This is a genomic window from Bacteroides sp. A1C1 (assembly GCF_004328515.1).
Taxonomy (GTDB): Bacteria; Bacteroidota; Bacteroidia; order Bacteroidales; family Bacteroidaceae; genus Bacteroides; species Bacteroides uniformis.
The window spans coordinates 3,148,151-3,173,711 of the sequence record NZ_CP036491.1; the positions used below are offsets into that span (position 1 = coordinate 3,148,151).

The 25,561-nt window shown below is 47.5% G+C and carries 17 protein-coding genes and 1 pseudogene; 9 read left to right on the forward strand and 9 right to left on the reverse strand.

The window, feature by feature from the left end; all coding sequences use genetic code 11:
* Positions 1-14 precede the first annotated feature (14 nt).
* The 7 genes from EYA81_RS12740 to EYA81_RS12770 all read left to right on the forward strand — a co-directional run bounded on the left by EYA81_RS12740 (position 15) and on the right by EYA81_RS12770 (position 11,416).
* Entirely contained in the window at positions 15-1,646 is a 1,632-nt protein-coding gene (locus EYA81_RS12740) for a SusD/RagB family nutrient-binding outer membrane lipoprotein (protein ID WP_117588975.1), read from the forward strand.
* A gap of 33 nt (positions 1,647-1,679) precedes the next feature.
* Positions 1,680-2,789, forward strand: coding sequence for a glycoside hydrolase family 18 (locus tag EYA81_RS12745; RefSeq protein WP_117601153.1), 1,110 nt, complete (start codon positions 1,680-1,682; stop codon positions 2,787-2,789).
* 27 nt (positions 2,790-2,816) lie between these two features.
* Complete coding sequence (locus tag EYA81_RS12750; protein WP_117588989.1) at positions 2,817-3,968, forward strand: DUF1735 and LamG domain-containing protein; 1,152 nt, start codon at positions 2,817-2,819, stop codon at positions 3,966-3,968.
* Between the two features lie 214 nt (positions 3,969-4,182).
* Positions 4,183-6,468 carry a GH92 family glycosyl hydrolase gene (locus tag EYA81_RS12755; RefSeq protein ID WP_171030415.1) on the forward strand — a complete coding sequence of 762 codons (2,286 nt, stop codon included), beginning with the start codon at positions 4,183-4,185 and terminating at the stop codon, positions 6,466-6,468.
* Positions 6,469-6,484: 16 nt separating this feature from the next.
* The gene (locus EYA81_RS12760) at positions 6,485-7,792 is read left to right on the forward strand and encodes an MFS transporter (protein ID WP_117588977.1); all 1,308 of its coding nucleotides are present in this window, start codon (positions 6,485-6,487) and stop codon (positions 7,790-7,792) included.
* A gap of 108 nt (positions 7,793-7,900) precedes the next feature.
* Entirely contained in the window at positions 7,901-8,875 is a 975-nt protein-coding gene (locus EYA81_RS12765; RefSeq protein WP_117588978.1) for a glycoside hydrolase family 130 protein, read from the forward strand.
* A 297-nt stretch (positions 8,876-9,172) separates the two neighbouring features.
* Positions 9,173-11,416 carry a GH92 family glycosyl hydrolase gene (locus EYA81_RS12770; RefSeq protein WP_117601114.1) on the forward strand — a complete coding sequence of 748 codons (2,244 nt, stop codon included), beginning with the start codon at positions 9,173-9,175 and terminating at the stop codon, positions 11,414-11,416.
* A 78-nt stretch (positions 11,417-11,494) separates the two neighbouring features.
* Here the strand turns inward: EYA81_RS12770 and EYA81_RS12775 are convergent, their stop codons facing one another.
* From EYA81_RS12775 to miaA, 9 genes are all read right to left on the reverse strand, one after another.
* On the reverse strand, positions 11,495-13,021 hold the full coding sequence (locus tag EYA81_RS12775) for an ATP-binding protein (protein ID WP_117601113.1): 1,527 nt from the start codon (positions 13,019-13,021) through the stop codon (positions 11,495-11,497).
* 440 nt (positions 13,022-13,461) lie between these two features.
* Entirely contained in the window at positions 13,462-14,346 is an 885-nt protein-coding gene (locus EYA81_RS12780) for a TraB/GumN family protein (protein WP_117601112.1), read from the reverse strand.
* Between the two features lie 78 nt (positions 14,347-14,424).
* On the reverse strand, positions 14,425-14,937 hold the full coding sequence (locus tag EYA81_RS12785; protein ID WP_117601111.1) for a C40 family peptidase: 513 nt from the start codon (positions 14,935-14,937) through the stop codon (positions 14,425-14,427).
* Entirely contained in the window at positions 14,934-15,743 is an 810-nt protein-coding gene (locus EYA81_RS12790; protein WP_117601110.1) for an ABC transporter ATP-binding protein, read from the reverse strand. The genes EYA81_RS12785 and EYA81_RS12790 overlap by 4 nt, the downstream gene beginning before the upstream one ends.
* 25 nt (positions 15,744-15,768) lie before the next feature.
* Positions 15,769-17,256, reverse strand: coding sequence for a DUF5687 family protein (locus EYA81_RS12795; RefSeq protein WP_117601109.1), 1,488 nt, complete (start codon positions 17,254-17,256; stop codon positions 15,769-15,771).
* Positions 17,257-17,336: 80 nt separating this feature from the next.
* On the reverse strand, positions 17,337-20,165 hold the full coding sequence (locus EYA81_RS12800; protein ID WP_117965976.1) for a pitrilysin family protein: 2,829 nt from the start codon (positions 20,163-20,165) through the stop codon (positions 17,337-17,339).
* A gap of 103 nt (positions 20,166-20,268) precedes the next feature.
* Positions 20,269-21,069 carry a 3-deoxy-8-phosphooctulonate synthase gene (gene kdsA / locus EYA81_RS12805; RefSeq protein WP_117601107.1) on the reverse strand — a complete coding sequence of 267 codons (801 nt, stop codon included), beginning with the start codon at positions 21,067-21,069 and terminating at the stop codon, positions 20,269-20,271.
* Between the two features lie 23 nt (positions 21,070-21,092).
* Positions 21,093-22,019: a diacylglycerol kinase family protein gene (locus EYA81_RS12810; protein WP_005828845.1), complete on the reverse strand. Its 927-nt coding sequence runs from the start codon at positions 22,017-22,019 to the stop codon at positions 21,093-21,095.
* A 66-nt stretch (positions 22,020-22,085) separates the two neighbouring features.
* Positions 22,086-23,003 (reverse strand): tRNA (adenosine(37)-N6)-dimethylallyltransferase MiaA, encoded by a 918-nt coding sequence (miaA, locus tag EYA81_RS12815; RefSeq protein ID WP_117601106.1) that lies wholly within the window; start codon positions 23,001-23,003, stop codon positions 22,086-22,088.
* Between the two features lie 628 nt (positions 23,004-23,631).
* On the opposite strand from miaA, the pseudogene EYA81_RS12825 reads away from it, so the two are divergent.
* Both EYA81_RS12825 and EYA81_RS12830 read left to right on the forward strand, forming a co-directional pair.
* Positions 23,632-24,925, forward strand: a pseudogene (locus EYA81_RS12825) (MATE family efflux transporter).
* A gap of 14 nt (positions 24,926-24,939) precedes the next feature.
* Positions 24,940-25,560 (forward strand): CatB-related O-acetyltransferase, encoded by a 621-nt coding sequence (locus EYA81_RS12830; RefSeq protein WP_005828836.1) that lies wholly within the window; start codon positions 24,940-24,942, stop codon positions 25,558-25,560.
* Position 25,561: the final 1 nt, after the last annotated feature.

Below are 25,561 nucleotides of genomic sequence, written 5' to 3' on the forward strand. Positions count from 1 at the left end.
GACCGACTTTTAATATGAAAAAGATAAATCAATATAAGCTTTTAGCGGGAATATATGCCCTAGCATTGTTGGCATCCTGCGATTACGAGGAAATCAATACCAATTGGGCTGAAATGAACGAGAAGGAAGAAGCCATGGACGGTGTTGCCGTCGGAGGATTGGTGACAACGATGGAGCAGACCGTCTTCCCGGTAGGGACACAAGCCGACGATACGGACATCATCAACATGTACCAGACCGACTATCATCTGTCTGCCGACTGCTGGAGTGGATTCTTCTCACAAAACAACTCTTGGAACGGTGGTAACAACAATACCAGTTATTATTTGATTGACGGATGGATTAAGGGTACTTATGCACGTTCTTATACCAATGCACTCGACCCGTGGAAAAAATTGAAAGCCGCTTCTGAAAAGAACGACACTCCCGAAGTCTTTGCCTTGGCACAAGTATTGAAGATTTCGGCTTGGCACAAGGCGTTGGAGAGTTTCGGGCCGATGCCTTATTCACATGCAGCCGATGCTACGATGAACATTCCTTTCGACTTGGAGAAGGACATATATGCTGCCATGTTCAAAGACTTGGCCGATGCTGTGGAGGTTTTGACCAAGAAAGCGGATGCCGGGGTGACCATTATGGAAGATTATGATGCGGTTTATGCGGGTGACTCTAGGAAATGGGTGAAGTATGCCAATTCGCTGATGCTTCGTCTGGCGATGCGCGTACGTTTTGCCGATACCGAACTGGCAAAGCGGTATGCGGCTTTGGCCGTGAAACACTCCATCGGAGTGATGACCTCCAAAGACGAAGAGGCGCAGATGAGTTCGGGTGCGGGCATCACTTTCCGCAACAACATCGAGTGGTTGGCCGAGCAGTACAATGAATCGCGCATGGGGTCGTCCATGTTCTCTTACCTGATGGGTTACGAAGACCCACGTCTGAGCGCTTACTTCAAACCGGTGGATGACAAATGTACTTTGGGACAGTTGGCATTCGATGGCAAGAAATATCAAGCCATTCCTGCCGGGCATCTTTACGGGCAGAACGATGTCTATACGACATTCTCAAAGCCGAATATCAAAGGTGACACTCCGACCTATTGGATGCGTGCTTCCGAAGTCTATTTCTTACGTGCTGAAGCTGCTTTGGTGTGGGGAGGTGAATTCGGTAATGCCGACGAACTCTACAAGCAAGGTATTGGGATGTCGTTCCAGGAAAACGGGGTGACAGCTTCGGTCGATGATTACATGAACTCCGGCAATGTACCAATCAAGCATGAGTTCGGTGGTTCTTACTCTTGCAGTTTTTCCGCCCCTCGTGCCGTTACAGTCAAGTTTGAAGGCAGCCGGGAAGAAAAATTGGAGAAGATTATTATCCAGAAGTGGCTTGCGCTCTTTCCCAACGGTCAAGAGGCTTGGACGGAGTGGAGAAGAACTGGCTATCCCGACTTGAATCCGGTGATGGCAAACAGAGGTTCGTTCCAAGGAGCCACCATTGAAAAAGGAGTGCGCCGAATGATTTATCCGACCAGTTTCCATCAGACAACGGAGGACGAGGCCAACTATCAGGCCATCCTGAAGTTGCTCAATAATGGGAAGGGTGGTGAAGACAAATCTTCTACCCGTCTGTGGTGGGATTGCAAGTGATAAACGATGTCTTACGTTAGAAATAAGAAAAATATGAAAAAATTGAAGAAACTATTATATATTGTTCCGTTGCTTGGTTTGATGGCTACTGCCTGCACGGATATTGAGAGCATTGAGATAGATCATATCGGTGGTAACAATACCAAAGATGACGTGGAGAGCGAAGCGTACTATGCCGACTTGCGCGCGTATAAAGAAACCGCCAAGAATTATGGCCGCCCCGTTGCGTTCGGCTGGTTTTCCAACTGGGCGCCGACGGGAGCCATGCGGAGGGGGTATCTCACTTCTGTGCCCGATAGTATGGATATCATATCTATGTGGAGCGGTGCCCCAGGACGTTATGAAATCACTGAGGCGCAGAAGAAAGACAAGGAGTTTGTGCAAAAAGTGAAAGGCATCAGGTTATTGGAAGTCTGCCTGCTTTCACACTTGGGCAAAGGGCGCACCCCTACTTCGGTATACGATGAAGTGGAAAAAAAAGCCATAGAAGAGGGTTGGAGCGAAGCTAAGCTGACAGAAGAAAGAAAGTTTGCTCGCTGGGACTTCTGGGGGTTTACTTCGCATGACTTGAACAACAAGGAAGAGCTGGAACGGGCTCTTTCCAAATTTGCCAAAGCCATCTGTGACTCGTTGGTGACCGGCGAGTGGGACGGATATGATATCGACTGGGAACCGGGTAACGGTTTCAATGATTCCGACGGTACTATCGGCAGCCGTAACATCGGTTTCGTGGTGAAAGAGTTGGGCAAATACATCGGTCCTAAGAGCGACCCGGAGAACAAAGGGCATAAACTGCTATGCATCGACGGGCATATCAATGATTTCTTGCCTGAGATAGAAGATTATGTGGATTACTGGATAGCTCAGGCGTATGGGCAAGCTTCTCCTTATTTGCATTCGCCTGGCAATATCAATGAGAAACTCATTGTCACGGAGAACTTCGAATCGTTTGCTTCCAATGGAGGGCAATTGTTGAAACAGGCCGCCTGGATGCCGGAAGAAGGGTATAAAGGCGGTGTGGGAGCTTATCGCTTTGATAATGACTATGACAATGCACCCGATTATAAATGGATGCGTCAAGCCATACAGATTAATCAGCGTGTGTTCAACGAATGGAAAGAAAGCAAAGGAAAAAATAAGTAGTGAATCAAATTTTAGAATATGAAAGATATGAATAAATATTTGTTGAAATATATGGTGTTTTGCTTCATAGCCATGCTGTCGGTCAGTTGCAATGATAGCGAAAGTGATTTGCTGGAACCTAAGGTCTATTTTGAAGAAAGGGAGTACCGGATAGAGGTGGAAGAGGGCGAAGCGATGACCCATGAGTTGCGGGCACGTGTGTCATCCTTGTGTGCTTCGCAGGTAGAGGTGTCTTATGAAGTGGCCGATACTTCTGTAATTGAGGCTTATAACAAAAAGTATGGAACGGAATATGAGATGTTCGATGCTACTGCCGTAGATTTGGGAAATGCTGTTGCCACTGTTCCTTCCGGAGAGGTGTATGCCGGATCGGTATCGGTGAAATTTTCTAAGTTGGATAAGGTGGAAGAAGGTAAGTCTTATCTGCTTCCGGTGCGTGTACGGTCTGCTTCTCTACCGGTTTCCCAAGGGGGAGATGTGGTTTATTTTATCCTCCACAAGCCCGTGCGGATTATGAAGGTGGCTCGTGTGTATAACAATTATGTGAGGATACCTTTGCTTCCCGGTACCCAATTCACATCCGTTACTTACGAAGCATTGATTTATATTGATTTCTTTGGAAACAACAATACTGTTATGGGATGCGAGGGAACTCTGATTTTCCGTATCGGTGATGCACCTTTGCTGGAGAAAGACCATTTGCAGATTGCAGGCAAATCGGAATACAGCGTTTCTCAGGCTTTGGGAACCGGGAAATGGTATCACGTGGCGTTCACTTACAATCAGCCTACCGGCAAGACTGCCATCTTCATCAATGGAGAAAAAGCTTCCGAAGCGGTTTGGGATATTCCGAGCTTCGATTTCGGTAAGGGCGACTTCTTTATCGGTAAGGTGGCCGGATTCATGTGGGGCGAACGTCCGTTCTATGGTCGCATGAGCGAAGTCAGACTTTGGAATGTGTCGCGCACGGAGAGTCAAATCAAGGAAAACATGATTACGGTTGACCCGAAATCGGAAGGCCTTGCTGCTTATTATAAGTTGAACGGAACCGACCAGTTCCAAGACGGAGAGACGTGGAAAGTGAAAGATGCTTCCGGTCATGGAATGGACGGATTGGTGAATGGAGGCGATAAAGCCCTCGGCATCGTGGAATTGGATGAACCGATAACTATTAAATAGCAGGATTCCGGTTTGGATATGAATGCAAGTTCTTGCAACTACCAATTACAAGAACTTGCATTCTTTCTTTTACCGACATGTCTTTATTCTTTATCCTTCTATTCTGCTAATTAAAATTAAAAAATAATCTGCAGTATTAGTGTTTTTGCCGAGTGAATTGTTTTATTAACCAATAAAAGGCAAAAGAATGTGTCTCAATAAACTTAAATTTAGGATGAAAAACATGAAATCTATTGCATGGCAAGCCGGATGTCTCTTGTGGTTGGGCATGGCGGTATGCAACTGTACTCCGGCTTCTTCAGGGGAAGACTATGCATCTTACGTAAATCCGTTTATCGGTACGGGGGGGCACGGACATACCTATCCGGGCGCAGTGGTACCCAACGGGATGATTCAGCCGAGCCCCGACACGCGCATCTTTCAGTGGGATGCTTGTTCCGGTTATTACTATGCCGATTCCACCATTAACGGATTCTCGCACACGCACCTCAGTGGAACGGGTTGCGGTGATTATGGCGATGTGCTGCTGATGCCCACCGTGGGCCGTCAGGACTATCATGCGATGGGGAAGAAGAGCCAGCAAATGGCATACGCCTCGCCTTTCTCGCACGGGCGGGAGAAGGCAGAACCGGGATATTATTCCGTATTCCTCAACCGTTATGGCGTACAAGCCGAGTTGACCTCTACCAAGCGCGCCGCCATTCATCGCTACACGTTTCCCAAGTCTGGGAAAGCAGGATTTATCCTTGACCTTGACTACAGCCTCCAGCGTCAGAAGAATGAAGAGATGAAGCTGGAAGTCATCAGTGATACAGAAATCCGCGGACATAAGAAAACCGTTTACTGGGCTTTCGATCAATACATAAACTTCTATGCCAAGTTCTCCAAACCGTTTACTTATACAATGGTGACCGATTCCATGGCATTGGATGAAGGGGAACCGCTGCTGCCCACCGCCAAGGTGCTATTGCAATTCCAGACGGAGAAGGATGAGCAGGTGATGGTGAAGGTGGGTGTTTCAGCTGTGGATATGGACGGTGCCCGCCGGAATGTGGAAGCGGAGATACCCGGATGGGATTTTGACGGAGTGCGTCGGGCAGCCCGCCAATCATGGAATGAATACCTTGCCAAGATAGATATCGAGACGGAGGATGAAGACCAGCGTACCATGTTCTATACGGCGCTTTATCATACGGGTATGCAGCCCAATCTGTTTACCGATGCCGACGGGCGTTATTTTGGCATGGATTTGAAAGTGCATCAGGGTAGCGTGGAAGAGCCCGTCTATACCATTTTCTCTTTGTGGGACACGTTCCGTGCCTACCACCCGTTGATGACGATTATCAATCCGGATTTGAACCAAGCCTTCATCCGCTCGCTCATCCAGAAGGAGCGCGAAGGCGGTGTATTTCCCATGTGGGAATTGGCGGGCAACTATACGGGCACGATGATAGGCTATCATGCTGCCTCCCTTGTGGCAGATGCCTATATGAAGGGCTATCGCGACTTTGATGTACAGAAGGCATACCGCGCTTGCCTGCGTGTGGCGGAGTATGACACTACTGGTATTATCACCCATCCTTTGGTATTGCCTCATTTGATGCCGCAGGCCAAATATTGGAAGAACAAGGTCGGTTACGTGCCTTGCGACAAGGATAATGAAGCAGTAGCTAAGGCCTTGGAGTATGCCTACGATGACTGGTGCATCTCTGTGCTGGCCGGTGAGTTGGGCGACACGCTGAACCAACGGAAGTATGCTGATTTCAGCAAGGGCTATCAGAACTATTTCGATCCAGTTACCCGTTTTATGCGTGGACTGGATAGCAAAGGCAATTGGCGTACGCCGTTCAATCCCCGCTCTTCCAACCATCGCAGTGATGACTATTGTGAGGGGACTGCCTGGCAATGGACCTGGTTTGTTCCTCACGATGTGGAGGGACTGGTGGAACTGATGGGAGGCCGTGAAGCTTTTATCGGTAAGTTGGACTCGCTGTTCGTGGCCGATTCTTCACTGGAAGGTGAACTAGTGTCTGCCGACATTTCCGGCCTGATAGGGCAGTATGCCCATGGTAATGAGCCGAGTCACCATATCATTCACTTCTACAACTATGTGGGCCAACCCTGGCGCACGCAGGAGTTGGTGGACGAGGTACTGCAGACGCTTTATTTCAACAATCCGAACGGGCTTTCGGGTAATGAAGACTGTGGGCAGATGTCGGCATGGTATGTACTGAATGCCATGGGCTTCTACCAAGTTTGCCCAGGCCGTCCGCTCTATTCCATCGGTCGCCCGTTGTTCGACAAGGCGACAGTGAACCTTAAGGATGGAAAGAAATTCACGGTGGTGGCCACGGACAACAGTCGTACGAACAAGTATGTTCAGAAGATGTTGTTGAACGGCGAGGAATTGGTACGCCCGTTCTTTACGCATCAGGACATAACGGACGGTGGCACTTTGGAGTTGATAATGGGCGACAAGCCGGTAAAGACAAACAATTGATAACGTGCGATTAGTTATGAATCACAATAATTACCGTAACCCGGTTTCCTGGGTGCCTTCCGTTTATTTTGCCATGGGGCTGCCTTTCATTGCAGTCAACCTGGTCTCTACGTTCATGTTTAAGGATTTGGGCATATCCGACACGCAGATTGCCTTCTGGACTTCTATCATCATGATGCCCTGGACGTTGAAGTTCCTTTGGAGTCCGTTCCTGGAGATGTACCGCACAAAGAAGTTCTTTGTGGTTATCACCCAGTTGTTGAGCGGATTGCTGTTCGGACTGGTGGCTTTTTCGTTGAAGTTCGATTACTTTTTTGCCATTAGTATTTCGACAATGGCAGTCATCGCTTTCAGCGGAGCCACGCACGATATAGCCTGCGATGGCGTGTATATGGCGGAACTGTCACCTGCCGACCAAGCCAAGTACATCGGTGTGCAGGGGGCTTTCTACAACATCGCCAAATTGGTGGCGAACGGCGGACTGGTGGCGATGGCGGGTATGCTGGCCCAGAGTTTCGGGGCGATGGAAGGCCGTTCTATGCAGGAGAACATGTCTGCTTATAAGGAAGCGTGGATGATTATCTTTATCGTCATTGCCGTGTTGCTGTTGCTGTTGGGGGGGTATCATTCACGGATGTTGCCGTGCACGCAGAAGCGGCAGGACGCCAAGCGTTCGGGCGCGGAGGTGATGCGGGAACTGTGGGCGGTGATAAGGAATTTCTTCACAAAGCGCCACATCTTCTATTACATTTGCTTCATTATCCTCTACCGCTTTGCTGAAGGGCTTGTGATGAAGATTGCACCGCTCTTCTTGCGCTCCTCGCGTGAGGTGGGGGGATTGGGGCTTTCGCTTACTGAAATCGGTACGTTGAACGGTGTCTTCGGTTCAGCGGCTTTTGTGCTGGGATCCTTGTTGGCAGGCATCTACGTGTCGAAGCGCGGGCTGAAGAAGACGCTGTTTTCGCTCTGCATCGTGTTCAACTTTCCGTTCGTGGCCTACACGCTACTCGCCATTTATCAACCGGAGAACCTTTATCTGATAGGTGCGGGCATCGTGGCGGAGTATTTCGGTTACGGCTTCGGCTTCGTGGGGCTGACGTTGTTCATGATGCAGCAGATTGCTCCCGGCAAGCATCAGATGTCACACTACGCCTTTGCTTCCGGCATCATGAATTTGGGAGTGATGCTTCCGGGGATGATGAGTGGTTTCTTTAGTGATTTGTTGGGGTACGAGAAGTTCTTCACTTACGTGCTGTTGGCCGCCGTACCGTCGTTGCTGATAACATACTTCATTCCCTTTACGCATGACGATGAGGTGAAGTAAGCTTTGCAGCATGAATGAGACTTGTTGCATAAAAAACTATTGAATAAAAGAATATAATCTGTGCCCATCTGTGTAATCTGTGGTGCAAAGATAAAAATCCAAAATATTATGAACAATAAATTTACTTCAATCCCTTGGGAAGAGCGTCCGGCAGATTGTGCGGACGTGATGTGGCGTTATTCGCAGAATCCCGTTATCGGACGTTACCATATTCCGACGTCCAACAGTATCTTCAATAGTGCAGTGGTGCCTTTTGGCGACGGATTTGCCGGTGTGTTCCGTTGTGACAACCGGGCGGTGCAGATGAATATTTTTGCCGGTTTCAGCAAGGACGGCATCCACTGGGAAATAGAGCATGAGCCAATCAAGTTCAAGGCCGGGAATACGGACATGATAGAGTCCGAATATAAATACGACCCGCGCGTGACATGGATTGAGGATCGCTACTGGATTACGTGGTGCAACGGCTACTACGGTCCCACCATCGGTATCGGCTATACTTTCGATTTCAAGGAGTTCTTCCAGTGCGAGAATGCTTTCTTGCCTTTCAATCGCAACGGTGTATTGTTGCCTCAGAGGTTCGATGGCAAATATGCACTCTTGAGCCGTCCCAGCGACAGTGGCCATACACCTTTTGGCGACATCTACATCAGCTTCAGCCCCGACATGAAGTTTTGGGGCAAACACCGCCATGTGATGGCTCCCACACCTTTCCCCGAAAGTGCCTGGCAATGCACCAAGATAGGGGCGGGTTCGGTACCGTTCCTCACGGACGAAGGTTGGCTGATGTTCTATCACGGCGTGATAACCACTTGCAACGGTTTCCGTTACTCCATGGGGGCGGCTATTCTGGATAAGGACAATCCTGCCAAGTTGCTCTACCGCACCCGTGAGTATCTGCTTGCGCCTGCTGCTCCATACGAACTGGCAGGCGATGTACCCAATGTGGTGTTCCCTTGCGCAGCATTGCAGGATGGAGAACGTGTAGCTGTATACTACGGTGCAGCCGATACGGTAGTGGGGCTTGCCTTTGGCTATATCCACGAGATTCTGGAGTTCACGAAGCGCACAAGTATTTTGTAAGCACCAAGCAGTTGGCAGGCGCTTGGTATTGCTGAAAAAAACGTCTGCCGTAACTGTCTTATACTTAGTGAAATATCACTGCAAAGATACTGCATGCTTTTTGCAGTGATACTGCAGAGCCGTTGCAGCGCCACTGCAAAGCTGATGCAGCGTTACTGCAAAGCTGTTGCAGCGCTACTGCAAAGTAGTTTGCAGTGTCACTGCAGACCGTTTGCAGTAACGCTGCAGAGTGCATGCAATGACACCGGCATGGGTAGCGTGCTCACTAACTAATAAAGAACAAATCCCTACTATATTATGAAACGACTGATTACTTTCTGTATCATCTCCTTTGGAATGCTCACGGCATCTATGGCTGCGGAGAAGCAACCGACGGACTATGTGAATCCTTTTATTGGTACCACCAACTTCGGCACTACAAATCCGGGAGCCGTCTGTCCCAATGGAATGATGTCCGTAGTGCCCTTCAACGTGATGGGCTCGGAGGACAACAAATACGATAAAGATGCCCGCTGGTGGTCCACTCCCTATGAGTATCACAATTGTTTCTTCACCGGATATTCGCATGTCAATTTGAGCGGTGTGGGCTGTCCGGAATTGGGTTCTTTGCTGCTGATGCCCACTACGGGAGAGTTGTCCGTGGATTATAAGGAGTATGGAAGCCGCTATAAGGACGAGCAGGCATCCCCCGGATATTACAGCAACTTCCTGACCCGCTACAATGTGAAGACGGAAGTGACGGCAACTCCCCGCACGGGTGTGGCGCGTTTCACCTTTCCTGCTGGGCAAAGCCATGTACTGCTGAATCTGGGCGAAGGTCTGACCAATGAATCGGGAGCTTTTCTGCGTCGGACGGGTGAGTGCGAGTTTGAAGGTATGAAGCTGCTGGGTACTTTCTGCTATAATCCGCAGGCCGTTTTCCCCATCTACTTTGTGATGCGTGTCAACAAGCAGCCTGCTGCTTCGGGCTACTGGAAGAAGCAACGCCCCATGACCGGTGTGGAGGCCGAATGGGATCCCGATAACGGACGCTACAAACTTTACACCGGCTACGGGAAAGAGCTGGCAGGAGATGACATCGGCGCTTACCTTACATTCCATACTGAAGAGGGCGAGCAAGTGGAAGTACAGATGGGAGTCTCTTTTGTGAGTATAGAGAATGCCCGGCTCAATTTGGATATCGAGCAGCAGGGAAAGAACTTCAGCCAAGTGCTGGAGGAAGCCCGTCGTTGCTGGAACGATGACCTCTCGCGCATCCTTGTGGAAGGAGGTACGGAAGAGCAGAAAACCGTTTTTTATACGGCACTCTATCATACGCTGATACATCCCAATATCCTGCAAGATGTGAACGGGGAGTATCCCGCTATGGAGAGTGACAAAATTCTGACCACCAAAGGCGACCGTTATACCGTCTTTTCCTTGTGGGACACTTACCGCAATGTGCACCAGCTTCTTACGCTAGTATATCCCGAACGGCAATTGCAGATGGTGCGCTCCATGCTCGACATGTACCGCGAACACGGCTGGCTTCCCAAATGGGAACTCTACGGCCGTGAGACGCTGACCATGGAAGGTGACCCTTCCATCCCCGTCATCGTCGACACCTGGCTGAAAGGTCTGCGCGACTTTGACATAGAACTGGCCTACGAGGCCATGCGCAAGGGAGCCACCCTGCCGGGGGCGGAGAACCTGCTCCGTCCGGACAATGACGACTATGTGTCATTGGGATATGTGCCTCTGCGGGAGCAGTATGACAATTCCGTTTCACATGCCCTGGAATACTATATTGCCGACAATGCCTTGTCGCGCATAGCTGCTGCGCTTGGCAAGAAGGAGGATGCCCGTCTGTTCCACGAACGTTCGCTGGGCTACAAGCATTATTACTGTAAGGAGTACGGTACTTTCCGTCCCATCTTGCCGGACGGAGAATTCTATGCTCCTTTCAATCCTATGGAAGGTGAGAATTTTGAGCCCAGCCCCGGCTTCCACGAAGGCAATGCTTGGAACTATACTTTCTATGTTCCCCACGATGTGAAAGGGCTTGCCCGGCTCATGGGTGGAAAGAAGCCGTTTGTAGACAAGCTTCAGCGCGTGTTCGACGAAGGGCTGTACGACCCTGCCAACGAACCGGACATTGCATACGCCCATCTTTTCTCTTATTTCAAGGGTGAGGAGTGGCGCACGCAGAAAGAGCTGCACCGCCTTTTGCAGAAGTATTTCAAGAATGCCCCCGACGGAATTCCCGGCAATGATGATACCGGAACGATGTCCGCTTGGGCTATCTTCAATATGATGGGCTTTTATCCGGATTGTCCCGGAGAACCGGCATATACGCTATCTACTCCGGTATTTGATAAAGTAACCATAAAGCTCGACCCTAAGTATTGGGGACGCGACCAACTGGTAATAGAGACGGAACGTCCGTCGGCAGAATCTCTATATATCCGCGAGATGAAGCTGGGAGGAAAAAAACTGTCCCGATATCGTATCACTCATGAAGAACTGGTGCAGGGAGGTAAACTGCAGTTTAGTCTTCGATAGGTATTGTGAGTCAGGATAACATCGGTGATGGTTTAGGTTGCCCGCTGTTGACAGAGTTCATGTCAGTGGCGGGCTTTTCTATGCAGGTTGGCTTCCGGCAGGTTGATAGGGTATTTCGAACCAGAATTCGGAACCTTTCCCCGGAATAGAGCTGACGCCCACTTTTCCGTTCATTTTCCCGGCAATCATGGTGCAGATGGAGAGTCCGAGGCCCGTGCCTTGTTTAAAGCTGTTTAGCTTGACAAAGCGTTCGAATACATCCTTTTGCTTTTCGGGAGGAATGCCGCACCCGGTATCACGGACAAAGAAGCGAATCCTGTCTTCTTGCGGCAGGTGATAACCAATGTCGATGAAACCTTCTTCCGTATGCTTGAGGGCGTTTGACAGATAGTTGTTCAGTACTTGCCTTACCCGCTTGGGAATGGTATGAATGCTACAGCAATCCGTACCGGGGAGGAGACGTATGCAGACTTTGGGCGGAAGTTTCAGTTTTGCCATCGTCTGCATTTCATCAAGCGTCTTGTTTACATCCATATCTCCTTCTGTGAATTCGAGAATGCCGGCTTCGATGCGTGACAGGTCGAGAATATCATTAATCAGTTGCAGCAGCAGTTGGGTGTTTTCTTCGATGATATGTATGTATTCCTTTGTATCTTCGTCTTGTATATAATCGGAAAGTATGGAGGAGAATCCGACAATGGCGTTTAGTGGAGTACGTATCTCGTGGCTCATATTGGCAAAAAAAGCCGATTTCAGGCGGCTGGCTTCTTCTGCTTTCTCTTTGGCTGCCAGTAGTTCGGTGATATCCAGTGCAGAACTGACAATCCATCTCTCTTTTCCTTTGTTGTAGGACACCAGCGTTTTGTGAAACGACAGAACATACTCTCTGCCTTTGGGATTGACAAAGTGTTTGATGTAGGACTGGGGAGTTTCCGACTCTTCGACTTCTTTGTCTGTCTCCTGAATGAAATTATCTTGCATTAGGGGTTTGAACTCCTCTTCATAGTGTCCCACAATATCCTCAGCGGGGACTTCCATCATCTCTGCCGCTTTTTTGTTCCATATCAGGTAGCGTCCTTCGTCGTTTTTGTCTTTTACTGTAGTGGCGATGGGGAGGTTCTCCAGAATACTTTCAAGGAAGAAACGGTATTTTTCGTTTTCCCGGCGTTGGACTTCATCTTCCGTAATGTCGCGTATGAAGGCCATGGCATAATTTCTGTTGAGGTAGACCATGCGCACTGCGATATATAGTTCTTCACTACTTTCCACTCTTATCTTTAGGATCAGGCTGTCCGAAGTGCGGGTATTCAGTACGCGTAACAGCGACGTCATGTATTTCCGGCATTCATCGGCGTCTGTCACTAAATTATTGATATTTAGAACTCCCGAATTCAGAAATGGAAGTCTGTTCGCCTTTTCGGTAGGTGTATTAAGTAGTTTTACGACAATACCTTGTCTGTTCAGCAGATATACTGGAATGTCTATTGCCCGGATAATCTGTCTGTTCAGACTTTTGTATTTATGATTTATCCAGTATAGAAAGCTTGCAGATGTAACGGCAATTAACAGAAATAACTGTACTTCTCCAAATAATGTAAGATGCATACGCGGTGTCTTTCATTTCGTCTGTCCTCATTGACGAAGGTTATTATATAAAAAGCGCGAGGACTGTTATTGTCTATCTGCATTCGAGGCTCTGGAAAATGCCCACACCGTTAATAGACAACAGCCCCCACGCCTAAGTATATAATAACATAGACGTGAAGAAACTGTTGCTATTATCCTGCGGTGTTTAAGAGAATTTTCCAGATTCCGAATAGCAGGGATAATAACTTTCGCTTCTTGCGTTCTTATCGAATCGAGTCAAAAGTGACGTTATCACTATAACAGCCAAGACTTTGGTGCAAAAGTAGTATATTTTTCGGGATGTACAGTATGATGAGGACAATAAAGTGTATATGCAAACAAAGCGTGATGGTATTTGACCGTCACGCTTTGTATAGTCTGCCATTAAAAGTTGTTGTTAGAGAGAATTGTTAGAGGATTTATTTCATGGCTTCTATGGTATATCCTTGTTGTTTCAGAAGGTTCAGCACTCCATTGTCTCCGGGCAGGTGTCCGGCACCGACTACGAAAAGGGTGGGGGCTTCCGTCATGATGGCAGGCATCTTTTCAACCCATGCCTTGTTGCGGTTGTCCAGCATGGCTTCCATCTCTCCGGGCAGCGGGTCGCATGAATTGCCGTCGCGCTCTTCCATCAGTTGCAGCATGGCATCCAGATCCTGCTTTTCATAAGCGGCAATCAGGCGCTTGCTTTGCTCGATACCTTTCTCGATGTCACTGATAGCGCAGTAGAGGAGGTTTGCCTGGCGTTGCAGCGTCTGGCTGTTGAACAGAATGTCTATTTGTGACTGGGCTGTTTCCAGACCGCCAACTTTCTTGCCTTGCTGTCCGGCCTGCTGCTGGAAGTAAGTGTCGAGCTGTTCTTGCGGGTTGAAGCCCGGAGTATGTTTCATGTAGAGCAGGACGACAAGCTGCTGGTTGATGGCAGCCGGTTTCAGTTGAGCAAGCATGGCGATGTCTACCATCATATTCTCTTTTACAACTTTACCTACTTCTTCGTATTGCTCGGGAGTAAAGAGGCTTTGCAGCGTGGTGTCTTTGGGCATCATCATCTGCTGTTGCATGCTTTGCATGAAGGCGGGAGTCGCCATTTCGCTTATCACGACCTCACCGTAGACTTGGGTGGTTTCGTTCATGGCCTGCGGCATGGCGGCGATGCTGTCCTTGATGCTGAGTGGAGAGAGATGGTAAGTACCGAAAATATAGGATGGTTTCTCTAATCCTTTACCGGATACTTTCCATAAAAGTTGTGCATTGGCACTCAGCGCAATGCTGATGAATACGAGGATGCCTAAAAGTTTCTTCATTGTTTTCTTCTTTTAATTGTTTCTGGACTATCAGTCGGGAAAGAGTAAAGAAAATCACAAGAAGGGAAAAAATTAGTATCATTTTATTCTTCCTCCGCAGAGCCAGTGTTGGGTGTAATATTTTTCCCGGAGGTTGCTGACTATGACTCCCTGGCTGGTACTGGCATGTATAAATTTGCCGTCCTTGAGGTAGATACCTACGTGTGCCACTTTTTTGCGGGAAGCACGGCTGGTGAAGAACACCAAATCTCCCTCACGCAAGTTGCGGCGGGAGATTTTGCTGCTCTCTTTCAGTTGCCCGTCTGTGCTTCTCGACAGACGGGTGTGGTAAACTTTCTTATACAGTTGCGATACCAGTCCGGAGCAGTCTGTCCCCCGCTTGCTGTCGCCACCAGCACGATAGGGGGTGCCTATCCATTCGGAGGCATGGATGTACAGCTTGTGGTTGTCCTGCAGTTCAATATCCACTCCCAAACGGACGGATGCCTGTGCCAGGGCTTTGTAGTCCAGGCGTGGCGCGGAGGTATGGCAGGAACTTAGACCTATCAATATGATGGTAAAGGCTACTATATAAGAAAGATATTTTTTCATGCTTCCGAGTTTTTTTCTTCTACCGTTTTATCTTCTTTTTCCGTTATTTCTTCTACGGCTGCTTCTGCTTCTTCTACCGTTTCTTCTACCACGGCTTCTTCCTCCACGCCGACGTTGAAGTAAGCTTCCAATTCCTGTTCGGCAGAGTTGTTCTCATTTCGTATATCGCGGATAATAACACCGTTTTCTAACAATGCAATACGCGGGCAAACGTCCACTGTGTGGTTCAGGTTATGGCTGGAAATGATGACAGTGGCTCCGTGTTCTTCATTGTATCTTTTCAGCAAGTGTTTGATTACAGACTGTGAACTGGGGTCAAGGAAGTTGAACGGTTCATCCAGAATCAACAGTTGCGGATGGTGGAGCATGGCGGAGATGATGCCGATTTTCTGTTTGTTTCCGGCAGAATAGTTGCGGATGAATTTCTTCTGGCCCATTACCTCGCCGTTCATGAAGCGTTCGAAGGGAAGCAGGCGTTCGTCTACCTCCTCTTTCTTCAGACCGTACATCTTGCCGATGAAATAGAAGTATTCTTCGGGAGTGAGGTAGTCTATCAGGAAACCGTCGTCTATAAAGGCTCCCGTGAAGTTTTTCCAGTCCTCACTTTTGCTGACGTCAATGTCATTGATGGTTACATTGCCCTGGTCTGCCTGTAGTAAGTCAAGAATAAGGCGGAAGAGGGTGGTCTTGCCTGCACCGTTGTTGCCTACCAGTCCCAGCATATCGCCTTGCCCGATGGTGTAGTTCTCTATATCTACGGCTTTTTTTGTGCCGAAATTCTTCTGTAAATTATTGATGCGTATCATGTTAGTGATTGATGTTTAATGATTTCTATTTCTGTCTACTGTCCCTGAAGCCTTCCATATTCTTGTAGCGGCGTTTCATGAGTCGGTGATATACATTCATCAGCCAGAATTTGGAAGTGGCGATAAATGCCACGCCGATGCCGATAAGTATCCAGGGGGTGACCTCTTTGCCAAAGATGGCATTCAGTGCAAAAAGCAGCAGTAAAGGTATGCCGAAAGCACCTCCTGAAATCAGATTCTGCAGACCGGTGCCTATATTCTGCCGGCTGGTCATCTTTGAATTCAGGTCGGTAGTCTTGTTGTTGTATACTGCCAACTGGAACAGACAGCAGTATACGGCTCCCGGAATGAATATCAGCCATGCAATGCAACCGAGTACGGATACCTTCCCGGTAACCATACCGGGAATCATCAGAATTGTAGGAATGAGCAATGCAATGCTGTACAGTATGTATTTGGCACGCAGCAGCGAGTAGATAGATTCCTTGCGGCTCATCAGTCCGTCAATGTAATTGCCTTCGTAACCCATCAGTGTGCTGAGGAACATGATGCCGAAGATAATGTAGTTATAAAGGACGAAGAAATCTCTCAGACCTCCGTCATACACATCGGAAAAGCTAATGATACTACTGAACATTATCACTACACCGGTGATGGAATAGAGCGAACGCTTACAAATCTTGTTGCGTAGCAATAACTTGAGTTCCAGTCTCATGTATTCGCCTATTTCGCCGTAGCGGTCGAGGAATTTGTATTCGGATACATGTTTTATCCGTGTATCTTCCACTTTGTTCAGTTCATTGTAGATGAGTTTCTGCATCAGGGTGCGGTTGATGAACCACATGAGGGCGATGGCAGCCAGTACACTGATGAATGACAGTATACTGCCGGTGATGAACCCTTCTCCCAGATTGACAAAACAGTCGAAAAGCGGACTGTTGTCCGGAATGAATAGTGCGGCGGCAATGCCACCATATACTACTACTGGTAATGCCAGCCACCAGATGCGCTCACCCATCAGTGTGCGGCACAACAAGAACCAGTAGTTATTGAATACCATCAGCAGCCAGATGCCAATGCAATAGGTCAGCACACCACTGATTCCATAGAATTTGGTGACGGTGATGATGGAAAACGGAACAAACAGAAACAGCCAGAACAGATTGAAGCCATCCAGTCCGGAACGAATCAGCAGGAAGTCTATAAGACGATTCCGTTTGATGGGAAGCAGCAGGTAGGGCTTCACTTCCTGGGTGGGTGTTTTTTGGAAAGGCAGGCGTATCAGGAAATCCAGCACAAGGACAAATATCAATCCGGAGTTCATTACGTGATAGGCTTCTGTGGCACCACCGTCAAAGGCGAATGCAAAGGTCGTACCGAAGAATATCAGGTAACCGGCCCAGAAGACGAACATGAAGTACATCCAGAATTTTCCGAATTTACTTTTTTCGTACATCGGATTTCGTTTTTCCGCCAGTTTTCCGTGCTTGCGCAAATCTAAGAAAAGACTCATAGTATTTGTATATATAGAGTTTGTATAAAAAAGGCTGCGCTGCCTTTTAAACAACGCAGCCTTCTGTGTGTATGGCTCTCTTATTCTTTGTCAGGAGTTTCAGGACTGATCATTGATACCTCAATCTCATTCTTCTGCTTGAACAAGTCGTCGGTGAACTTCTGGATGTCCTTCACGGTAATGCTGTTGACTATCTGTTCGTAATCCTTTATCGGATTCATACCGGTGAACAGGTATTCGTCAATACTTCCCAGCCAGTAGCTGTTCTCCTTCAAGTCTTCGGCGTGTTTTTTCAGCATGAACTCCTTCACTTTATTCAGATCTCCTTCCGACGGACCTGCTTTGGCGATGTTGTCGAGTTCTGTAAAGATAATCTGCATCAACTTTTCTCTTTTTGCCGGAGCGGTTTCGAATATAATCTGCAGAAGGGCCTTTTCTTTCGGATATTTGCTTAACTGGCCGCCTACATATACACCGTAAGTGCCACCTTCGTCTTCACGTACCTTGGCTGTATAAACCAAGTCAAGAATCTGGCTGGTCATATCCAGCAGGATGTCATTTTTCAGGTCGTACTTGCAGTCACCGCTCAGCAGGACAAAATTCGACGCTTTAGCAGTTTCCTGCTTCCTTACGAACTCATTCTTGTAAATTCCTTGGCGCATGTCGACTTTATTGTCCTTGAATGTTTCCTTGCGGTTGATGGCAGGCAGTGCACCCAGGTACTCGGCGATGAGCGGTTTCATTTCCTCCACATTCACATTTCCTACAAAGATAAAGGTAAAATCGCTGGCATCTTTGTAGCGGTCTTGATACATAGACAGAATCTTGTCATAATCCATCTTGTCAATCATGTCCGCCTTTATTCTGGCTCTTCTGGGATGGTGCATGTAAATACCGGCCGAGACAGAGTCACTGAACGCCACCTGGGGATTCATTTCCATATTTTGCAAAGCAGCTTTGTTGCGGTTCTTGTAGGATGCAAAGGCATCGTCGTCACGGCGCGGGGCGGTGAACGTCAAGTAAGTGAGCTGCATCATTGTCTCGAAGTCTTTCGGTGAACAGCTGCCATTGACGGTTTCTGTCTTGTCACCGATACCATAGCTGACGGAAGCTTTCTTGCCAGCCAGAACTTTTTCCAGGTCTACGGCACTGAAATTACCCAGACCACCGACACTCACTGCATCCAGTCCGTTGATGTTGATGATTTCCGAGTCGGGGAACAAGGAACTGCCGCCCAGGCTGACTCCCTTCATGCGGATTTCGTCTGCCTTGAAGTCTGTCTTCTTGATAATGACCTTGACTCCGTTGGAGAGTGTCAGCGTTGTAGTGCTGAATATATCGTCTGTCTGCTCGGATACAATCTTTCCGCCTTTCGGGGCTTCGGCCATCAAAGGTTCATCCGATACCTTGTCTACGTAGGCAGTCAGTTTTTCAGCTTTAATATCTTTCAGTATCTTCTTGATTGCATCTTCTGTCGGCATTTTCAATCCTTCCTTATCCGGACCGAGAATTGCGACTACCTGGTTACTGTCTGTTACGAGGGCTTGCATCATCTGGTTCAGTGCGGCAACCGGAATGGCGGGAGCTATCTGATTGATGATGGCGTATTCGTTTTCGATGCCTGGAATCGGTTCGTTATCGAGGAAATGACGGACATATTCATCCACGTACTCTTCATTCTTGCGTTTGTCACGCTCGTTATAAGCAGATTCCAGTTGGCGCAGATATTCGGCACGGGCACGGTTGTATTCCGTTTCCGTAAAGCCGAATTGGCGGGCGCGTTCTGTTTCGCGCAGGAGAGTGGCTATTCCATTTTCTATGGCATCTTCCTTGCAGACAACGACACCGGTGAAGGCATCTTTGGTTTTGGCAACAAAGAAATCATCGTCATAAGTGGCGGCATATATATAAGGAGGATTGGCGGTCTGTACCAATTCGTTCAGACGCGCATTCAGCATATTGTTGATGAGCGTGGTTGCATAATTCTGTACCAGATAGCCCATGTCGCCTTTCTGCTCGTCAGGAGTGGCTTCGTGCTTGTTGAAGATGAGGGCTTGTACATTGGACTGTTCCTTGTCCTGATAAACCAATACGATAGGCTCCTTGTTGTCGTTTACCGGATAGTACTCACGTTTGGCAGCATTGGGCTGGGCGGGAATATCAGAAAATATTTTCTTGATTTGGGCTTCGATGGCATCCACGTCTATATCGCCAACTACCACAATACCCTGAAGGTCCGGACGGTACCACTTTTCATAGTAGTCTCTCAAGGTTTGCGGTTTGAAGTTCATAACGACCTCCATCGTTCCGATAGGGAAACAAGTGGCATACTTCGTTCCTTCGAACATGACCGGAAGCATCTTCTCCTGGAAGCGTTGTATGGCGCTCATACGGGTGCGCCATTCTTCGTTGATGACTCCGCGTTCCTTGTCTATTTCCTTCGGGTCCAGAGTCAAATCGTTACTCCAATCGTGCAGAATCAGCAAGCAGGAGTCGATGGCTCCCGGAGTAGTGACCGGCACATTGGAAATGTTGTATACGGTTTCGTCTACGGAAGTATAGGCGTTCAAGTTCTCACCGAATTTCACCCCGATACGCTCCAGGTATTGTTTCAGTGCATCACCGGGGAAGTGGGTCGTTCCATTGAAACACATGTGTTCCAGGAAATGGGCAAGGCCGCGTTGGTCGGCTTCTTCTTGAATGGAGCCTACCTTTTGGGCAATGTAAAAGTCGGCCCGGTTTGCAGGCTGGCTGTTCTTGCGGATATAATAGGTCAATCCGTTGTCCAACTTTCCGATACGGACATTTTTGTCGACCGGGATAGGCGGCATTTGCTGTGCAAATACCTGCTGAAAATTGCAGCAAAGAATTAACGCTACAATCCATAAACCGCGTAATAGATGTTTCATATTATTATGAATTTAAATTGTTCTTGAACTATCTGTCGGACAGCCCTTAGATAAATCACAACTTCTGTTGTTTTTTTCGGATTCCATTCCGGATAAATGGAATTTATCTGACTGCTTCCCGGATGCGGACCAATTTGGTCAGCAGGTCTTCCAGCAGGTCGAGTTTCAGCATGTTGGCGCCGTCACTCTTGGCTACGGTGGGATTTTCGTGGGTTTCGATGAACAGTCCGTCTACACCTACGGCAACACCGGCTTTGGCTACGGTCTCGATAAGTTGCGGCATACCTCCCGTGACACCACTGGTCTGGTTGGGCTGTTGCAGGGAGTGGGTTACATCCAGGATGACAGGGAAACCGAAGGTCTGCATTTCGGGGATGCCGCGATAGTCGATGACCAAATCCTGATAACCGAAAGTAGTTCCGCGTTCCGTCAGCATGACGTTCCTATTGCCTGCTTCCACTACTTTATCAGCCGCAAAGCGCATGGCAAGCGGAGAGAGGAACTGCCCTTTCTTGATGTTGATGGTTTTTCCGGTTTTGGCGGCGGCTACAAGCAGGTCTGTCTGCCGGCAGAGGAAGGCGGGAATTTGCAGAATATCCACATATTCGGCAGCCATGGTGGCTTCTTCGGCGGCATGAATATCGGTTACGGTAGGTACTCCGAAAGTGGTGTGCACTTTTTGCAGTATCTTCAGCGCCTTTTCGTCACCGATACCCATAAAGGAATCCAGGCGGGAGCGGTTGGCTTTGCGGTACGACCCTTTGAATACATAGGGGATTTGCAGTTTTTCGGTGATAGTCACGATACGTTCGGCAATGCGCATTGCCATTTCTTCTCCTTCGATGACACATGGACCTGCCAGTAGGAAGAAGTTTCCGGCAGGATTATTCTTTAATTCAATCATAGGTTGTTACTGATTAAGTATTTTCAATTGGGTATAATCAATGTTATTGCTTCATGCAGTACGCTGATGTCCAGTGGAAAATGACGGTCGAGAATACGTCCGTCCAAATCGACAGAGGCATTTTGCGCACGCAGCACTTTTACTTTTTGCGTACGGTAGGGCATCACTACCTTATGGTTCAGAATCCGCCCTTGGATAAGCATCCACAATCCCGACCATAGTTGCAGCAATTCGGGACGGTAAATGACGGAAACATCCAGCCAGCCGTTATAGGGCACTGCACTAGGCGCCTGGCCGTATCCCCACGCACTGCCTATGCAGACAGTCATGATGCGTCCGCGTATATGCTCGCCGTTTATCTTGAGATGCATGCGGTACAACTTACGTTCGAAGATAATGGATAGCAGTGCCATGAAGTAAGAGAGGAACTTCACTCCCCAAAAACGCTTGCACTGGTCGGTGATTTTCACGATACGGGCTCCCAGACCTATGTTGATGGCATTGAGAAAGTAGCGTGTCAGATGCTTTTCACCGTCGTAATAATAGCAGGTACCCACGTCTATTTTCCGGCGGCGGTTGTTGATAATGCAATCCACCGCTTTCTTGTAATCCGAACTCATTTCCCAATAGTCGGCAAAGTCATTTCCTATACCATTGGGGATGATGCCGATGGCTATATTCTCCTTGTCCGGTGCATTGGAAAGCATGATGCCGTTAATGACGTCATTCAGTGCGCCGTCACCGCCTACTACAACAATGGTGCGGTAGCCGTTGTTGGCGAGGATGCCTGCCAGACGCTCTACCGAACCGAACCCTTCGGACTGCACATAGTCGTAAGGCACACCTTTGCTGTCCATGTATTCTTTGATTTCTTTCCACCGTTTCTGCACTTTCCGCGTTCCGGCCTTGGGGTTGTATATCACTCCCAACTTTTCGGGTTCTGCACTCATGATTCTATTTACAATTTGACTATTTACAGTTTACGATTTAAATCACCCGGTTACTTCATCATTTCATCATCCTTCCAACTTATTCTTTACAAAAGCTATCTTTTCTTCCATCGGCCATCGGGCATTCATCCAATGGATGGTAAATCCACGCCGTTCCATACCGCGGAACCAGGTCATCTGGCGTTTGGCAAACTGGTGGATGGCTGTTTCCAGTTGCGTGAACATCTCTTCATAGGTCAGCTTGCCGATGACATAAAGTGTCAGATACTTGTATTCCAGTCCGTAATAGATGAGGTCATCCGGTTGGATGCCTTGCTCTATCAGACGGCGCACTTCGTCTATCATTCCTTCTTCCAGGCGCTGGTGCAGGCGGCGGGTGATTTTCTCCCGACGCAATTCCCGGTCGATGTCCACACCTATGATGAGGCTGTTCATCTGGGGGAAGGAACGTTCGTCTACTGGGGTATGGGCATAATACTCTTCGATTTCGATGGCTCGTATGGCACGTTTGGCTGTGTCCACGTCCGTAGTATTGTGCAGGCTTTTGTAACCTTTCAGTATGTCGGTCAGTTCTTCCAGCGATTTGTCCGCCAGACGGGTGCGCAACTCAGGATTCTCGGGTACGGGCAGCAGACGGTAGCCTTTCAGCACTGATTCGAGATACATTCCGGTTCCTCCACATACAACGGGCAGGCAACCTTTTTGTTTAATAGTCTCGTAAGCATTCAAGAAATCACGCTGATACTCGAAAACATTGTACTTATAGCCCGGGTCGGCTATGTCGATGAGGTGATAGGGAATCTGTTTCCCGTCGACGGTATAGTCGGCAAGGTCTTTGCCGGTGCCCAGGTCCATCCCCCGGTAGATTTGCCGTGAATCGGCACTGATGATTTCCGTATGGAGTTCGGCGGCCAAGGCGGCTGCAAATGGAGTCTTTCCTGAGGCGGTAGGCCCTAATATGGCGATTAAATCATAGTCTGGCATATATAAGTTCTTGTTAATCTCATTACAAAGATAGTGCAAACCGAATGCAGAATAAAATGAACTCGTTCATTTTTTATGCTGAGGTGCAGCTTATCTTCGTGTTAGTGCAAAGATAATGCAAACTGGGAGTATAATGGAAAGAACTTGCTTATTTTTTTACGTGATGCTATACCTCCTTTTCTATTTTGAAGCAGAAAAAGTGAAAAAGGACGTGAAAACGAGCATTTATCTTATTAAAATGTGTTATGAAACATGCTTTTTTTCTTGGAAAGTTTGTCAATGTCCCAAAAGTCCGTACATTTGCAATGTGTTTTTCATAGTATTAGATTTAAGGTTAACAAAGGTTGGAGTACAGCGGTACTCCTTTTTTTATGCCCTAAACTGAACTTTGGCACATTTTTTTCTGTACTTTTGCACTATATCTTGAATGAACAAACATATTCACCTTTTATGAAGCTCTGTATATAGCTACGCTCAACGAATAGCCCTGCTTGATAAAGCTATTCAGCTATCTGGCAAGCGATGCCCCGTTTGCCATAGAGATTGTATATCCTTTTATTCATGAATTTGCAGGATAGCATGCTGTACTTGTACAGTGTGTTGTTTTGTGCTATTTTATTGTTGAGCAATGCATTATACATATAAACAGATATGGCTTATCAACTTTCCGGTAATGATGAGCATTTTGATGGAGCAGCTGATAAATATAACCGATGCTGTTTTCTTAGGTCACGTTGGCGAGGTGGAATTGGGAGCATCTGCCATTGCAGGGATTTATTATTTGGCGATCTACATGCTTAGGTTTGGATTTAGTATCGGATTGCAGGTGATGATTGCCCGCAAGGAATGGAGAATGTGATTATGGTAAGGCTGGGAAGATATTCTTTCAAGGTTTCTTCTTTTTATCGGGATTGGCTATTTTGCTTTGTCTGCTGATGCAGGCAAGTTCTCCTTTCATATTGGGAAGGTTGATTTCCTCACCGGAGATTTATCGGGCTGTAATTCAGTATCTGGACTGGCGCAGTTTCGGTTTGCTGTTTTCGTTTCCGTTTTTGGCTATCCGTTCTTTTCTTGTGGGAATAACATGCACTCGGGCATTATCGTGGGCTGCAGCCGTTGCAGTAGTGATTAATATTCCTTTGAATTATATTCTGATATTCGTTGGAGGACTGGGAATATCGGGAGCTGCCATTGCTTCTTCTCTGGCAGAGATGGGTTCTTTGGCGATGCTTCTTTTCTACGTATGGCTGAAAATAGATAAAGGGAAATATGGATTGAAACCGGTATATGACGGAAAGCTGTTGGTAGATGTGCTGAGCTTGTCGGTATGGAGCATGCTTCATGCCTTTATCAGCGTAGCTCCGTGGCTCTTGTTTTTTGTGGCGGTGGAACATTTGGGTAAAACGGAATTAGCCATTTCCAATATTACGCGAAGTGTATCTGCTGTCTTTTTTGTAATAGTCAATTCTTTTGCGGTCACTACGGGTTCGCTGGTCAGTAATGCGATTGGGGCTGGAGAAAGGAGGGCTGTTTTCATTATCTGCCGTAAGATACTGAGGTTGGGCTATTCTGTTGGATTTCCACTGATAGGGGTAGCTGTATGCTGTAATCGCTTGATAATAGGAATCTATACAGATAACGAACTGTTGACGGAGCAGGCTTTCATCCCTTTTGTTGTGACGTTGCTGAATTATACCTTTGCCTTGCCAGGCTATGTATATCTCAACGCAGTTGGAGGGACCGGTAAAACCCGGATTACTTTTCTTTTCCAAGTGACTACCACTGTCGTGTATTTGGGGTATCTTTATTGGTTAAGCGCTTGCACTCATGCATCCTTGGCTATTTACTTAACGGCAGAATACCTTTTTGTGATTTTGCTGGCACTGCAATCGGTTTTCTATTTAAGAAGTAAACAATATTAGAAACATATCGAATTATGATGACTAAAATATATCCGCGTACGGGAGATAAGCAAACCGTATATCTTAATGCTGTTGTAAAGGATCCTCGAATAGAGGTTGGTGACTATACTATTTATAATGATTTTGTAGCTGACCCTTTGTTGTTCGAGAAAAACAATGTGCTGTATCATTACCCCATCCATCAGGAGAGGCTGGTTATTGGTAAATTCTGTTCCATTGCTTGCGGTACGAAATTTCTGTTCAACTGTGCCAATCATACGTTGAAATCTCTGTCTACTTATACATTTCCTTTATTTTACGAAGAGTGGGGATTGAAGAAATCGGACATAACGGATGCATGGGATGACAAAGGAGATATTATAATAGGTAATGATGTTTGGATTGGTTATGAAGCGGTGATAATGGCTGGTGTTCATATAGGAGATGGGGCGATTATTGGTGCACGTGCTGTTGTGACTAAAGATGTTCCCCCTTATACAATTGTAGGGGGAACTCCTGCCAAAGAAATCAGGAAACGTTTTGATGAGGATGTGGTGAAGAAATTATTGCGGCTGCAATGGTGGGATTGGTCGATTGATGAGATACGCTGTTACTTGCCGCATCTTGTACAAGGCTGTTGGGATAGATTTCCTTAAT

What these genes read in the sequence shown, in the direction of transcription:
- EYA81_RS12750 (WP_117588989.1), top strand. Translation starts at nt 2,817, where the DNA reads ATGAATAAATATTTGTTGAAATATATGGTGTTTTGCTTCATAGCCATG.
- EYA81_RS12785 (WP_117601111.1), bottom strand. Translation starts at nt 14,937, where the DNA reads ATGAAAAAATATCTTTCTTATATAGTAGCCTTTACCATCATATTGATA.
- EYA81_RS12765 (WP_117588978.1), top strand. Translation starts at nt 7,901, where the DNA reads ATGAACAATAAATTTACTTCAATCCCTTGGGAAGAGCGTCCGGCAGAT.
- EYA81_RS12740 (WP_117588975.1), top strand. Translation starts at nt 15, where the DNA reads ATGAAAAAGATAAATCAATATAAGCTTTTAGCGGGAATATATGCCCTA.
- EYA81_RS12810 (WP_005828845.1), bottom strand. Translation starts at nt 22,019, where the DNA reads ATGAGTGCAGAACCCGAAAAGTTGGGAGTGATATACAACCCCAAGGCC.
- EYA81_RS12760 (WP_117588977.1), top strand. Translation starts at nt 6,485, where the DNA reads ATGAATCACAATAATTACCGTAACCCGGTTTCCTGGGTGCCTTCCGTT.
- kdsA (WP_117601107.1), bottom strand. Translation starts at nt 21,069, where the DNA reads ATGATTGAATTAAAGAATAATCCTGCCGGAAACTTCTTCCTACTGGCA.
- EYA81_RS12790 (WP_117601110.1), bottom strand. Translation starts at nt 15,743, where the DNA reads ATGATACGCATCAATAATTTACAGAAGAATTTCGGCACAAAAAAAGCC.
- EYA81_RS12780 (WP_117601112.1), bottom strand. Translation starts at nt 14,346, where the DNA reads ATGAAGAAACTTTTAGGCATCCTCGTATTCATCAGCATTGCGCTGAGT.
- EYA81_RS12830 (WP_005828836.1), top strand. Translation starts at nt 24,940, where the DNA reads ATGATGACTAAAATATATCCGCGTACGGGAGATAAGCAAACCGTATAT.
- EYA81_RS12775 (WP_117601113.1), bottom strand. Translation starts at nt 13,021, where the DNA reads ATGCATCTTACATTATTTGGAGAAGTACAGTTATTTCTGTTAATTGCC.
- miaA (WP_117601106.1), bottom strand. Translation starts at nt 23,003, where the DNA reads ATGCCAGACTATGATTTAATCGCCATATTAGGGCCTACCGCCTCAGGA.
- EYA81_RS12770 (WP_117601114.1), top strand. Translation starts at nt 9,173, where the DNA reads ATGAAACGACTGATTACTTTCTGTATCATCTCCTTTGGAATGCTCACG.
- EYA81_RS12745 (WP_117601153.1), top strand. Translation starts at nt 1,680, where the DNA reads ATGAAAAAATTGAAGAAACTATTATATATTGTTCCGTTGCTTGGTTTG.
- EYA81_RS12795 (WP_117601109.1), bottom strand. Translation starts at nt 17,256, where the DNA reads ATGAGTCTTTTCTTAGATTTGCGCAAGCACGGAAAACTGGCGGAAAAA.
- EYA81_RS12755 (WP_171030415.1), top strand. Translation starts at nt 4,183, where the DNA reads ATGAAAAACATGAAATCTATTGCATGGCAAGCCGGATGTCTCTTGTGG.
- EYA81_RS12800 (WP_117965976.1), bottom strand. Translation starts at nt 20,165, where the DNA reads ATGAAACATCTATTACGCGGTTTATGGATTGTAGCGTTAATTCTTTGC.